The sequence below is a fragment of the Selenomonas sp. oral taxon 137 str. F0430 genome (assembly GCF_000183625.1).
Taxonomy (GTDB): domain Bacteria; phylum Bacillota; class Negativicutes; order Selenomonadales; family Selenomonadaceae; genus Centipeda; species Centipeda artemidis.
The window spans coordinates 168,915-182,325 of the sequence record NZ_AENV01000015.1 but is presented as its reverse complement, the minus strand read 5'-3'; the positions used below and the strand labels follow the sequence as shown (position 1 = coordinate 182,325).

At 60.5% G+C, this 13,411-nt stretch carries 9 protein-coding genes; 8 read left to right on the top strand and 1 reads right to left on the bottom strand.

Annotated features, from left to right (window positions below; all coding sequences use genetic code 11):
* Window positions 1–80 precede the first annotated feature (80 nt).
* Window positions 81–1,409, bottom strand: a complete 1,329-nt coding sequence (locus tag HMPREF9162_RS11110) for a serine hydroxymethyltransferase (RefSeq protein WP_009439356.1) — start codon at window positions 1,407–1,409, stop codon at window positions 81–83.
* A 464-nt stretch (window positions 1,410–1,873) separates the two neighbouring features.
* Here HMPREF9162_RS11110 and HMPREF9162_RS11105 point away from each other — a divergent pair, with 464 nt between their 5' ends.
* From HMPREF9162_RS11105 to HMPREF9162_RS11070, 8 genes are all read left to right on the top strand, one after another.
* The gene (locus HMPREF9162_RS11105) at window positions 1,874–4,057 is read left to right on the top strand and encodes a TonB-dependent siderophore receptor (protein WP_037350648.1); all 2,184 of its coding nucleotides are present in this window, start codon (window positions 1,874–1,876) and stop codon (window positions 4,055–4,057) included.
* A 17-nt stretch (window positions 4,058–4,074) separates the two neighbouring features.
* A complete protein-coding gene (locus HMPREF9162_RS11100; protein ID WP_009439429.1) occupies window positions 4,075–6,282 on the top strand; it encodes a TonB-dependent siderophore receptor in 2,208 nt (735 codons plus the stop codon).
* A gap of 73 nt (window positions 6,283–6,355) precedes the next feature.
* A complete protein-coding gene (locus HMPREF9162_RS11095; protein ID WP_009349352.1) occupies window positions 6,356–7,924 on the top strand; it encodes an ABC transporter substrate-binding protein in 1,569 nt (522 codons plus the stop codon).
* 4 nt (window positions 7,925–7,928) lie between these two features.
* Window positions 7,929–8,876, top strand: coding sequence for an ABC transporter permease (locus HMPREF9162_RS11090; RefSeq protein WP_009439448.1), 948 nt, complete (start codon window positions 7,929–7,931; stop codon window positions 8,874–8,876).
* Window positions 8,869–9,687 (top strand): ABC transporter permease, encoded by an 819-nt coding sequence (locus tag HMPREF9162_RS11085; RefSeq protein WP_009439413.1) that lies wholly within the window; start codon window positions 8,869–8,871, stop codon window positions 9,685–9,687. The genes HMPREF9162_RS11090 and HMPREF9162_RS11085 overlap by 8 nt, the downstream gene beginning before the upstream one ends.
* A 12-nt stretch (window positions 9,688–9,699) precedes the next feature.
* Window positions 9,700–10,506, top strand: coding sequence for an ABC transporter ATP-binding protein (locus HMPREF9162_RS11080; protein WP_009439400.1), 807 nt, complete (start codon window positions 9,700–9,702; stop codon window positions 10,504–10,506).
* Complete coding sequence (locus HMPREF9162_RS11075; protein WP_009439473.1) at window positions 10,503–11,273, top strand: ABC transporter ATP-binding protein; 771 nt, start codon at window positions 10,503–10,505, stop codon at window positions 11,271–11,273. Before HMPREF9162_RS11080 ends, HMPREF9162_RS11075 begins: the two co-directional genes overlap by 4 nt.
* Before the next feature lie 580 nt (window positions 11,274–11,853).
* Window positions 11,854–13,353 carry a DUF2828 family protein gene (locus HMPREF9162_RS11070; protein WP_009439328.1) on the top strand — a complete coding sequence of 500 codons (1,500 nt, stop codon included), beginning with the start codon at window positions 11,854–11,856 and terminating at the stop codon, window positions 13,351–13,353.
* Window positions 13,354–13,411: the final 58 nt, after the last annotated feature.

The window sequence follows — 13,411 nt, the reverse complement described above, 5'->3', positions numbered from 1 at the left end:
GCGGCAATTACCGAGAGATGAGCATCTAAAAAGGAGAACCCGCGCGGGTTCTCCTTTTTGATTCCCTTCCAAGTACCGCCTTATTTCCAGCGGAACAGTTTTTTGATCGTGTTCATGCGGGCGCGCGCGACGTGCTCGTGGACGGCGCCGGAGTTGGATTCGTCGTAGAAGGCGCTCTCGTCGTCTCCTTCGGTGTCAACATACCATTCGCGCGAGAAGATGGGTTTGATGACGATGAGGGCGGCGACTTCCTGCCGCACGTTCTCTGGAATATCCGCCGAGGCGTCGCCGGTCAGGATCTTTGCGAGCAGCTTGCCGACGGTGGTCATGTCCTCCTCTTTGAGCGCACGCGTCGTCGGATTGAGACTTGAAAGGCGCAGGGCGGGGAGCGTTACGCCTTCCTGCATGGTCGGCACGTTGTCCGTTTTGACGCGCAGGCCGACATGCGCGAGTTTATGTGCCGCATCGACGAGACCGATTCCGTCTGCGGGAACCGCGAGGACGAGATGCGTATCCGTCCCGCCGCAGAGGAGCTTGACGCCGCTTTGCTCGAGAGAAACGGAGAGCGCCTTGGCGTTTGCGATGACCTGTCGCCCGTACGCGCGGAACGTCTCGCTCGCGGCTTCGTGCAGGGCGATGCCGAGCGCCGCGAGGTGGTTCATGTGGAGGGCGACATGCCCTGTGTTCTCGACGGCGGCGTCGAGTTTCCCCGCGAGCTGCTCTTTGCAGAGGACGACCGCGCCGTCAGGACCGTGCAGCGAGTCGTTCGTGGGGAAGGTTACAACGTCGGCGTGCGCGACGGGGGACGGCAGCAGTCCCGCGGCGATGAGCCCGACGTTTTGCCCGATGTCCACCCAGAGGTACGCGCCCACCGCATGGGCGATCTCGGCGAGTTTCGCATAGTTCGGGATGCGCGGATAGCTGACCGGGGAGAAGATGATGAGCCGCGGCTTTACACGCTGCGCGAGCTCCATCACGGCGTCCCAGTCGACTTTTTGTGTCTCGGGATCAATGCCGAAATTTTCAAAGGTGTAATTCAGTCCCGCGCAGTGCTCCTCTTTGCGCCGGTTGAACGAGAGGACGCGGTCGCCCTGCTGCAGGAGACCGAGGAAAACGACGCGCGAAGCGGCGGCGATGCTGCCGAAACGGACGATGGCGTGTTCGCTGCCAAAAAGATCGCGGACACGCTTGCATACCAGCTCTTCAATCGCGCTCACGCGGCCGCCGCAGCGCTCGATCGTGCTGTTCGTGAGGAGGCTCCCCTCGAGGTATGCCGCGAGCGGCGACATCGCGTTGACGGTGGGGACGAGGGACAGCGTGTAGCGCTGCTGCTTGATCTCCTCCTGCAAAAGTTCAAAAATCTCCGCGTCGAATCCTTTGAGGTGATTGAGCAAGTTGTCTGTTTCCATAGCAGATTCTCCTTTCGGACGCCGATGCGGGGCATCGGGGCGTGATGAGACTGCACGGGCGCGTGTTTGTGCGTCCGGCATATAGGCTTGTTCGGCAACATTGCTGCGTCTTCGGTTCTCATCTTACGAATCTGTATGCTGCGTATTCGGTACGGTGTACCGCCCGCTGTATCTATTCAATTTATTATTCTCTGTTTTTGGGAAAAATCCTACTATCTTTTTTCAGAAAACACATGAAATTTTCGTATAATCTCTATGAGCCTATATTATTTATAAAAAGTAAGCAACGAAATATTAAGTTGTTTGTGATAAACTTCACGAATCGGATTGACAACAGGGGAGTCGTTCGCTATACTCCAATAGGTATTTATCTTGGATTAACCTTCATAGGTAAATTCAGTGTGAATGTTACGTGTATAGCGGGCGCGGGGGTGCCCGGGAATTTTGGGGAGGAAAACTGCATCATGACGAAAAAACAGTTGGCGCTTGCCGTCGCCGTCGCGGCGCTCGGGACGAGTACGGTATGGACGAGCAATGTATCTGCCGCGGAGAAAGAGACCGTCCACGGGGTGGGGACGGATGTCGTCGATACGTACGAGCTTGACCCCGTCGACGTCGAAGGAGAACGCGCGGAGAAGAACGCGGAGAGCTTTACGGCGGCAGATGGAACGGTCGGCATCCTCGGTGAGAAGACCGCGATGGAGACGCCGTTCACGACGACGAACATCACGAAGGAGACGATCCAATCGTTCGGCGATCCGTCGCAGCCGCTCGACAGCGTGCTCTCGATCTCGCCGTCGATCCGCCCGACGGGCAGCATCCTGCACAACGATTTCCAGCACCGCGGGTTCCGTGCGAACGGAACGAGTACCTACGTCAACAACGTGCCGGGCATGTTCACGCAGTTCAATGCGCCGATGTTTGTCATCGAACGAGCAGACGTTATCTCGGGGCCGAACAGCGGACTTGCGGGGACGGGTACGCAGTATGAGTCGACCGCGGCGGGCGGCATTGTGAACTTCACAACGAAGCGCGCAGGCGCCGAGGATCTGAGGCGGATGACCCTCACGCACTCGGGGCAGAGCATGAACGGCGTGTATTTTGACCTCGGGCACCGCTTCGGCAAAAACAAGGAATGGGGCGTCCGCCTCAATGCGGAGAAAGTGCACGGCGAGACCGCCGTGGACGGGCAAAAGGTCAAGTCCGCGGGCATCTTTATCAACATCGACCATGAGGACGCGAAAAGCAAGACGAATTTCTTCACGGGCTATCGGCAGAACCAGATCGTCGGCGGACAGCGTTGGTTCAAGATCGGCGCGGGCGTGACCAAACTGCCGGCAGTGCCGAAGGCGTCACGGAACTACTCGTTCGAAGGCATGGACAAGGAGTCCTATGGCTGGATGATGATCCTCAATCACGAGCAGAAGCTCTCCGCTGACTGGAAGTGGTTCCTCAACGCCGGAATGCTGAAGAACAAGCTGAACCGGAACGTGATGTATCAGTACAGTGCGCTCACGATTTTGAACGACAACGGGGATTTTGACCTGAACTATCAGCGGACGACGACGCCGCAGCGCGCGAACTATATCCAAACGGGATTTACGGGGAAATTCGAAACGGGCAATGCGAACCACGAGATGACGATCGCCGTCGATCGTGCATGGCGTGGACGGGAAGCCGCGACCGCTAGCCCGACGCTAAATATTGGAACCGGCAATATCTACACAGGCGTGTTTCATCAAACGGGCGATCCCAGGACAGATTACAGTATCGGCATGAACAACAAGACGAGCATCAAGGGCATCTCGCTTGTCGATTCAATTACCCTCAATAAATGGAACATGATCCTCGGCGTACATCATCACTCCTCGAATGTGAAGGCTTACAATCTCACGACGGGGCGCGTATCGTCGAGCGTAGATTCGAGCGCAACGACGCCGACCTACACGCTCTCCTATCGTCCGACAGAGGACATCACCGTTTATGCGAGCCACGCGGAGTATTTCGACGTGGGGACGGTGGTCAGCACTTCCTATCAGAATGCAGGAACGATTCTCCCGCCGTTCAAGACCAAGCAGAACGAGCTTGGCGTCAAGTACGCGAACAAGGACATACTTTACTCCCTTGCGTTCTTTGATATTAAGCAGGCAAGCAACATCGCCGTCAATCGCGGCGCGGCGAAGGATTATTTGGAGCAGGACGGCGAGGAGCGTCACCGCGGCATTGAGCTCGGCATCGGCGGCAGGCTTGCGCCAAAGTGGTCGGTTGCGGCGGGACTTGCCTATATGCAGGCGACCTATGAGCGTACGGCAAAGGGCGCAAAGGACGGGCGCACGCCCGACGGACAGCCGCGCTGGAACGGGACGCTCATGGCGCGCTATACGGCGGATGACAAATTCAGCGCATTTGCCCGTATGACCTATGCCGGGGCTGCGTGGACGTACAATCAGAAATTCAAAGTGCCCTCGAATGCCGTCTTTGACGTTGGCATGAACTACAAGACGAATCTCGGTTCTGTGCCGACGACGTTCGGACTCACCGTCTACAACGTGCTCAACAAGGAGTACTGGATGGCGTCTCGTTCCGATCAGAGTCTCTACCTCTCCACGCCGCGCACGTTCGCGCTCTCGATGGCGATGGACATCTAAGGAAGGGAACAGGGGAAATGACGAATCAGAAGAAGTTGACGGCGTTCGTGCTTGCGGCGCTTGCGGTCTATGCCTGTCCGTGCGGGAATCCGGCATCTGCCGCAGAGAAGGCGGACGATCATGCAACGGGCGCAGTCGATACCTATGAGCTTGATCCCGTGGATGTCGAGGGGCGGAGAGAAAGTATTCCCGGCGGCATGGTGCAGGAGGAGACGAAGCTCGGTGTGTTTGGTGCGCAGAGCATCTTTACCGTGCCGTATTCGGAGATGAGCATGACGGAGAAGATGATCGAGACGTATAACGATCCGAGTCAGCCGCTCGCGAACGTCCTCCTCAACAACCCGTCGATCCGTTCGAGCACGAGCTCGCCGATGTACAGCGACTTCTCCATGCGCGGCATCAATATGAACGGCAATCACATGATGCTGAACGGCGTGCCGAGCCTTTACTCGCAGTTCACGGTGCCGCCGTCGCATGTGATCGCGCGCATGGACATCACATCGGGACCGAACGCAGCCGTGAACGGCGTCAGTATGTCCAACAACGGCACAAACAGCGGCGCGACGCCGGCGCCCGGTACGGTCAATATCGTGACGAAGCGTGCGGGCGCCGTGCCCGTCACGCGCTATACGCAGGTCGTGAGCGGACGCGGGACGTTCGGCGAGTACATCGACGTCGGCCGCCGCTTCGGCAGGAACGAGGCGTGGGGGCTGCGCGTGAACGGCGAGCTTCTGCACGGGAAGATGTCGCTGCGGGACGCCGAGATGCACAACAGCAATATCTTCTTCAACCTCGACCACCATGATGCGCGGAGCACGACGAATCTCTTCGCGGGATTCTTCGACCAGCGCGTGGACGGCGCGCAGCGCTGGTTCACCTACACGGGCAATACGGCGCAGCTGCCGACGGTGCCGGATGCGACGACCCCGTATGACTTCAAGGAGACGACGAAGCGCATGTGGGGGCATATCCTCACGCTGAATCACGAGCAAAAGATAGACGACCGCTATACGGCGTTCTTCAACGTCGGATTCTCGCGCCGCGACGGGGAGAAGTACAATTCGGGCGCCAGTTTGGCATTTGACGCGAACGGGAACTTCACCGGGAGCAACCGCTCGAACGCGCAGCACGAGGCGGCGCGCAACGTCTATTTGCAGGCGGGCATCAAGGGAACCGCGGTGACGGGCGCCGTGCGTCACGACTTTGCGCTGTCCGTCGACCGCTCGTGGGCGAAGTACTGGAACGCGAACAACTGGAGCGGCTATAATCTCTACGGCGGGAACCTCTACGACGGGATTTCCTTCCTGCCGGGCTTTACGGTGCCGAGCTATAAGCCCTATCTGCCGCAGTGGGAGGAGCTGAACGTCGGCGTGACGCTTGTGGACGCCATGCGCGTCGGCAAGTGGAACGTACTGCTCGCGGCGTCGCAGAAACATGAGCATTTCAAAAATATTTCCTCGGGCAAGACGATCGAGAACACGAATATCCTGCCGACGTGGGGACTGACCTACCGTCCGACGGAGCGCACGTCGATCTACTACGGGCATACGGAGAGTTTCTCGCGCGGCGCGGTTGTCATGAACAGCAGCACAAAAACGTATATCAACGAGGGGGAAACGCTCGCGCCCGTGCGGAGCAGGCAGAACGAGATCGGCGTCAAGCATCTGGCGGGCGGCGTGCTTTCGACGCTGAGCTTCTTCGAGATCGACGAGCCGAATCTGATTGACGTGCCGCTCGGCGGCACCAATTATCGCCGCGCGGCGGACGGCAAGAACCGCTATCGCGGGATCGAGTACACGGTGAACGGCAAGCCTCACGCGAAGTGGACGGTGACGGGCGGCCTCCTCTATCTCGACGCCGAACGAGCGCATACGGCGGGCGGGGCGAAGGACGGCGCGTTCGTCACGGGCGCCGCAAAGTACTCGGGCGTCGTCGGTCTTACCTATGAGCCGACGGACGCGTGCAGCTTCATCGGGCGCCTCGTTTGGAGCGATAAGGCCTACATTGAGAATACGTCGGGCAGGGGCAAGATCGAGATCCCCGCATACGCGACGGTGGATCTCGGGATGACGTATAAGACGCACATCAACACGGTGCCGACGAAGCTGAGCCTGATGTGCTACAACGCGCTCAACAAGAGCTATTGGATGGGGCGCGGCGGTTCGTCGACGTTCGGGCTGTCGATGCCGCGCACATGGATGTTCTCGGCGCAGTTTGATATTTAATGATGTGTGTACGCCGCATACCGCTTGTCGGTGTGCGGCGTTTTCCGCATGACGGCCCGAGAGGAGGCGCTTCATGAGACGACTGCGGTTTTACCTGCGCAAATGCAGGCTGCTCGCGGTATTCCTCGCGCTGTGGCTGGCGGTGCTCGCGGGGGCGGTGCAGCAGGATAAGAGCGCGCACCCCGCGGAGATCACGCTCGCGGCGCCGCGCGACCTCGCGCCGGGGGAGAAGGATCCCTATTACATCAGCAGTATCGGCATGGTGTGGGAACCCCTCGTCGGGGTGGATGCCGACGGCCATCTGCGCGGCGTGCTCGCGGCGTCTTGGCAGGCGAACGAGGACGCGACGGTATGGCGGTTCAAGCTGCGCCGCGGCATTTCCTTCCAAGACGGCGAACCCTTCGACGCGGACGCGGTGGTGGCGAATTTCCGCCGCTGGGAGAATATGGGCTATCGCCTGTCGTCGTTTTACGGATTCCTCCTCGCGCGCGTCTATCCGGGCTACGCGGGGATCGAGAAGATCGCCGACGACGAGGTGGAGCTGCGTTTCTCCGAACCGCAGCCGATGCTCGTCTACCGCATGATCAACTTCTCCTCGCCGATGTTCAGTCCAAAGTGTTTTGACATCGAGTCGGGCGATTTCACGGGCTATGCCGTGGGGACGGGCCCCTTTGCCATCGTTGACCGCAAACCGGGGCAGTATGTCGTGCTGAAGCGTTTCGACGGCTATCACGGGACGCCCGCAAAGAGCGAATACATCCGGCTCGTGAGCATGCCGAACGCCGCCACGCGCTTCTCGGCGCTGCGGGCGGGCGAGGTGGAGGGCGTCCTCGATCTCGGCTCGCTCACGCCGTCCCTCACGCTCGCCCTGCTGCGGGACCCGCGCTTTGCTGTCTCTTCGAACCGCAATACGATCAATCAGTATGTGACGGTGAACCAGAGCCGCTTCCCGTTTTCGGATGTGCGGATGATGCGTGCGATCAGCCTTCTCATCGACCGCGAAGCGATTGTGCGGTACTATTTCAACGGGCAGTCGGAGCCGACGATGAATCTGCTGAACCGCTGCAATCCGTTCTATAAAGAAATTCCGCTCGTACACGACGAGGCGGAGGCCGTCCGCCTTGCGGACGAAGTGATGGGAGGAGAGACCTATCGGGCGACGTTCCTCATCCCGCAGTACGGGCTGAGCCGCTACTCCTACAAGGAAGTGGTCGAGTATCTTCAGGCGGCGCTGCGGAAGCTGCACGTCGAAGCGCGCATTCTGATCCTCGACAGCGCGACGCATTCGAAATACATGTCCGCCGGCAACTACGACTTTTCGATCGGGACGCACGGGCTTGCGAACTACGCGCCGGAGACGCTGATGGAGAGCTATATGGCGACGTGGGGGAGCAATAATAAGCTGTACCACGTGGGCTATGAGAACCCCGCGGCGGACGCGGTCTTTAAGGAATTGCCGGAGGTGATCGACATGGACCGGCGCCGCGCATACTATGACGAACTGCAGGATATGGCGGTTGAGGCGCCGCCGCTCATCCCCTTCGGCAGCGACAATAACGTCGTGGTTTACAATGCCGCGGAGCTGACGGGCTACAACGCGACGACGTACGGGATTACGCTGGATCAGGTGGAGAGGCGGTGAGGCGATGAAAACGTATTTCCGGCAGCGCCTGCTGCTCCTCCTGCCGACCCTCGTCGGCATGACGGCGCTGGTCTTTGCGCTCGGCTTTATCTCGCCCTCCGATCCGGCGGCGGTGATCATGACGATGGACAGCGTGACCGCGCCGTCGCCGGAGGAGATCGCGGTGAAGCGGGTGGAACTCGGGCTCGACCGCCCCTATGCCGTGCAGTACGCCGCGTGGCTCGGCGGGGTGCTCCGCGGGGACTGGGGCGTCTCCTTTATCACGGGGAAAAACGTACTGCAGGAACTCCTGCAGGCACTCCCTGTGACGCTCTCGCTCGCGGGCATGGCGCTCCTTTGGGTGATCCTCCTCAGTGTGCCGCTCGGTGCCGTCATGGCGGTGTATCGCCACGGAGCGGCGGAGCGCTGGCTGACGCTGCTCTCCATCGCGCTGACGTCTCTGCCGAGTTTCTGGCTCGCGATCGTCCTCATGCAGATCCTCTGCGAGAACCTGCGCATCTTCCCCACGAGCGGCTACGGGACGGTGCGCCATCTGCTGCTGCCGGGACTCGTCCTCGGCGCGGGGACGATCGGCGCGGTGATGCGGCTCCAGCGGGACGCGCTGACGGACGTGCTCGCGGAGAACTACATCCTGACGGCGCGGGCCAAGGGGCTCCCGCTCTTTTACATCGTCTACCGCCACGCCCTGCGCAACGCGTTCATTGCAACCGCGACGATGCTCGGCAACTACGCGGGCGCTCTGCTCGGCGGCGCGGCGATCATCGAGCTGATCTTTGCCCTGCCCGGGCTCGGCACGCTCGCGCTGACGGCGGTGCAGGCGCGCGACTATCCGATGATCCAAGGCTATGTGCTGATGGTCGGCTGCATGATGATACTCGTAAACATGTGCGTCGATGTGTTCTATGTGATGTTAAAACCGAATCTGCGGCTGGGGGATGGGCAAAATGACTGAGATGAACCGGCTCGAACGCGGCGCGCTCGCCGTCTGCGCCGCCTTTATCTTCGTCGCGGCCGCCGCGCCGCTCCTCATGCCGTACGATCCGAACTTCGTCGATATGGGGCATGTGCTCGAATATCCGAGCGCGCGCTATCTGCTCGGCACCGATCCGCTCGGGCGCGATGTGCTCAGCCGTCTCATCTCGGGCGCGCGCGTCTCGATCGGGTTTGCCACGGCCGCCGCGTTCTGCACGATGACGGTCGGGCTCGTCGTGGGAACGGTCAGCGGTTATGTCGGCGGGCGTGTGGACGCACTGATTCAAACGGTGGTGAACGTCTTTCAGGGCATCCCGAGCTTTAGTCTGATGATCGCGCTGGCGGGGCTTCTCGAGCCGGGCGTCACGAGCATGCTCATTGCGGTCGTCGTGACCTCGTGGACGGGATTCTCGCGCGTCGTGCGCGGCGAGGTGATCCGCATCAAGGGCGAGCCGTTCGTCGAGGGGCTGCGCGCGCTCGGGGCGGGCGCGGGATTCATCGTCGGCCGCTATGTCCTCAGGAGTCTCCTGCCCGTCGTCATCGTGCTCTTTACCATCCGCATCGGCATGGTCATCCTCTCCGTCTCGGGGCTCAGCTACATCGGCATCGGGCTCCAGCCGCCGACGTCGGACTGGGGGCTCATGGTCAGCGAGGGGCAGACCTATTTCCGCACGTATCCGCTGCTTCTCTATGCGCCGGGCGCGTGCATATTTATCCTGTGCGTTGCGGTCAACATCCTCGGCGAGAGCTTGCAGCGGCGCTTTGCCGGGCGTACGCGGCGCGAGATGTAGGGGGGGACGGTCATGCAGGAAATGAACAGTGAAGACATCGTACTGCAAGAGCTGAGCGTGAGTTTCCCCTATGAACAGGGGCTCGTCCTCCATCCTGTCGACTGCACGTTCCCCGCACGTGAGATCACCGCCGTGATCGGCGAATCGGGCAGCGGGAAATCCGTGCTCGGCAAGGCGATCGTCGGGCTGCTCAGCCGCGCCGCCGTCACGGGGCGCATTCTTTACGACGGGCAAAATCTAGCGCAGCTCGGGGAAGCGGAACTGCGCGCGTACCGCGGGCGGCACATCTTCTTCATGCCGCAGGATCCCGCGCTCGCGCTCAACCCCGCGCTGACCATCGGAGAGCAGCTCACCGAGGCGCTCGAATACCATGAGGGAACGGCGCCCGGTGCGGCGCGGCGGCGCGCGATTGCCGAGCTGGAACGCTATGGATTCGACGACGCGGCGCGGATCTTTGACGCCTATGCGTTCAGTCTCAGCGGCGGGATGCGGCAGCGCGTCCTCTGCGCGATCGCCTCGCTCATGCGCCCGCAGTGGATCATCGCGGACGAGCCGACGAAGGGGCTTGACCCCGGACTGCGCAAACAGGTCTTTGCACTGTTCCGCCGGCTTGCCGAGACGCAGAACTGCGGCTTTATCATCATCAGCCACGACCTGCGGTTCGTGCGGCGGATCAGCGGCCGCACCGTTGTGCTGCGGGACGGGCGGCTCGTCGAGCAGGGCGCGACGGAACTTCTCTTTACGCAGCCGCAGGCGGATTATACGCGGACGCTCGCGGCGGCGGCGGAGGCGTTCGCACGAGAGGGGGGAGCGGCATGATGCGCTGTGAACACGTCGGCAAGGTCTTTCGCAGCGGCTTTATGGGCGGCGGGGCGGTGACCGCGCTTGAGGACGTGTCTTTTTCCGTTGCGGATGGGACGACCTATGCGCTCTGCGGGCTCAGCGGCTCGGGCAAATCGACGCTCGGGCGCATCGTGCTGGGACTCATCCCCCCAACGAGCGGCGCCGTGTATTACGGGGACGAACCTCTTGCCGATCGGCTGAGGACGCGCGCCGCGGAGCAGGAGTTTCGCCGGCACAATCAGATGATCTTTCAAAACCCGCAGGCGTCGCTCTATGAAAATTTCCCCATCCGCCGCCTGCTCGAAGAGCCGTACCGCATTCATGCGGCGGCGATGGGCGCGCCGGATTGGGCGCGGATCTTGGCGTGCCTTGAAAAAGTCGGTCTCGGCGCCGACCTCTTGGATCGGTATCCTGCGGAGCTGAGCGGCGGACAGCTCCAGCGGCTCTCCATTGCGCGCGTACTGACCATGCAGCCGTCCTTCATCGTGCTCGACGAGCCGACCGCGATGCTCGACCCAACCGTACAGGTGCAGATCATGCATCTCCTGAAAGACCTGCAAAGAAAAGAGCGTCTGACCTATCTCTTTATCTCGCACGACCTCGATCTCGTGCGCTTCCTCGCCGACGACGTGGGCATCATGTGCCGCGGGCGCATGGTCGAACAGGGGCGCGCCGACGAAGTGCTGAGCGCGCCGCGCGAGGAGTTCACGCGCGAATTTATCGCCGCATTCGACGGCTTTTGAAAGCCTTGCAGGAATATTGGCGTATTTCGATGCGTACCACTTGCCTTATCCATGGAAACGTGATATGCTGATAACATAAAGGCGCGAACCCCGCTCGTTTCGGCGGAGCTTCGTGCCGTATTACAGGAAAGATGCCCACAGCAGCGAAAACATATCTCAACTTGGGTTTGTCACCCCGGCACGGCGTGATACCCGTGCACCGCAGGCGAGACCTGCGGGTCGGCATCTTGTCGCATATGAGAGAACCGGCGGCCTGCACATTATGTGCAGGTGCGGCGGTTCTTTTTTTTGTTACGAAAAAATTAATTTTATAAAATAGTGTTGTGTTCACTTACAAAATATGATATTCTACTTCAATTCGTAGGCGCAAACAGCAATTAATGCAGAAAATGATTGGGGTTTCCCGATAGCTTGCGGTCTTCGGATCGCGCGTGCAATGCGCCTAGTTTTTATGAAAGATGCCTACAGCAACGACCGGTTGGAGCGAAGTATGGTTCGAATCCGTACCGCGGGATCTTTGATCCCGTGCCTGCAAAGCATGGCATCTTGTTGACGATATACAGGTGAGGAGGACGGAGCCATGTTGGAACTATTGAAAAAAGAGAATAACGAGACGTTTGCGCGCACGGAAAACGATGCGGCAGCGCTTGCAAGCACAGGTTCCGACTGCCTCGACCTGTTTGCTTCGATCGGGGCGCTGCGCGCTGCGGACGAGGAGGAGATTCGGCGGCGCTTTGTTCGTGCCTTCGCCGAGGACCGGACGACGGCGCTGCGGATCCTCTTCTATGCGCGCGATATTCGCGGCGGGCTTGGCGAGCGGCGCGTGTTTCGCGTAATTCTGGCGTATCTCGCGGTGCACGCGCCCGAGATCGTGGAGAAAATTCTCCCGCAGATCGCCGAATACGGGCGCTGGGACGACGTCGCGGCGCTGGTCGATACGCCGTGCGCACCCTGCGCCGCCCGGGTGATTGCCGCGCAGATGAGGGAGGATCTTCGCGCGCTGTCAGCAGGGGAGTCTGTCTCGCTGCTCGCGAAATGGCTGCCCTCGATCAATACGTCGAGCCGTGCGGCCGTCATGCGCGGGCGGAGGCTCGCGCGCCTGCTCGGGCAGACCGAGGCGCAGTACCGAAAGTCGCTCGTACAACTGCGCCGCCGCATCGCGATCATTGAGGATCACCTGCGGACGAAGGACTATACTTTTGATTATGAAAAGCAGCCGTCCCGCGCGCTGTTCCTCTATCGTCGGGCATTCCTGCGCAATGATAAAGAGCGCTATACGGATTTCATCACGCGTGTAGAGCGCGGCGAGGCGTCCATGCATGTGGGAACGCTCTATCCGTATGACATCATTCGTCCGCTGATGGACTTTACTGTCATCTATGGGATATTGCAGGGCAAGGAGCCGGCCTCCGAGGAGGAGCGCCGCTCCATGGATGCGGCGTGGCGCTCGCTCCCCGATTATACGCACGGAGAGAATGCTCTCGTTGTGATGGACGGTTCCGGTTCGATGTATCAGTGGGGCGCAAATCCCCAGCCGATTGCCGTCGCTGTGTCGCTTGCGGTCTACTTTGCCGAGCGGAACGAAGGCCGGTTCAAGAATCACTTCATTACGTTTTCGCAGCATCCGCGTCTCGTCGAGGTGAAGGGCGCGCGCATTGATGAAAAGGCGGCGTACTGCGCGAGCTTTAACGAGGCGGCGGATACGAATATTCAGGCGGTGTTCGAGCTGATTTTAGAGACGGCTGTCAAGAATGGCCTCTCGCAGGAGGAGCTGCCTGCGCGGCTCTATATCATCTCCGATATGGAGTTCAACGTCTGCACGCAGAATGCCGATATGACGAATTTTGCGTATGCAAAGGAGCTTTTCGCATCGCACGGCTACACGCTGCCGGAGCTTGTTTTCTGGAATGTGGCGAGCAGGCACGGGCACCAGCCCGTGTCGCAGAACGAGCAGGGCGTCATGCTCGTCTCCGGGTGCAGTCCGAGCGTGTTCGGGATGGTGGTCGAGGAGCGGATCACGCCCTACGACTACATGATGCAGGTGCTCGGCAGCGAGCGCTATGCGGGCATCTCGGCATAGCGGAATATTGCATTCAGGGACATTCATACCATAGGAGAAAAGGAGCTGCCGCACCGAA

Coding starts and splice junctions, on each gene's coding strand:
- HMPREF9162_RS11090 (WP_009439448.1), top strand. CDS start 7,929: ATGAAAACGTATTTCCGGCAGCGCCTGCTGCTCCTCCTGCCGACCCTC.
- HMPREF9162_RS11075 (WP_009439473.1), top strand. CDS start 10,503: ATGATGCGCTGTGAACACGTCGGCAAGGTCTTTCGCAGCGGCTTTATG.
- HMPREF9162_RS11095 (WP_009349352.1), top strand. CDS start 6,356: ATGAGACGACTGCGGTTTTACCTGCGCAAATGCAGGCTGCTCGCGGTA.
- HMPREF9162_RS11085 (WP_009439413.1), top strand. CDS start 8,869: ATGACTGAGATGAACCGGCTCGAACGCGGCGCGCTCGCCGTCTGCGCC.
- HMPREF9162_RS11100 (WP_009439429.1), top strand. CDS start 4,075: ATGACGAATCAGAAGAAGTTGACGGCGTTCGTGCTTGCGGCGCTTGCG.
- HMPREF9162_RS11070 (WP_009439328.1), top strand. CDS start 11,854: ATGTTGGAACTATTGAAAAAAGAGAATAACGAGACGTTTGCGCGCACG.
- HMPREF9162_RS11080 (WP_009439400.1), top strand. CDS start 9,700: ATGCAGGAAATGAACAGTGAAGACATCGTACTGCAAGAGCTGAGCGTG.
- HMPREF9162_RS11110 (WP_009439356.1), bottom strand. CDS start 1,409: ATGGAAACAGACAACTTGCTCAATCACCTCAAAGGATTCGACGCGGAG.
- HMPREF9162_RS11105 (WP_037350648.1), top strand. CDS start 1,874: ATGACGAAAAAACAGTTGGCGCTTGCCGTCGCCGTCGCGGCGCTCGGG.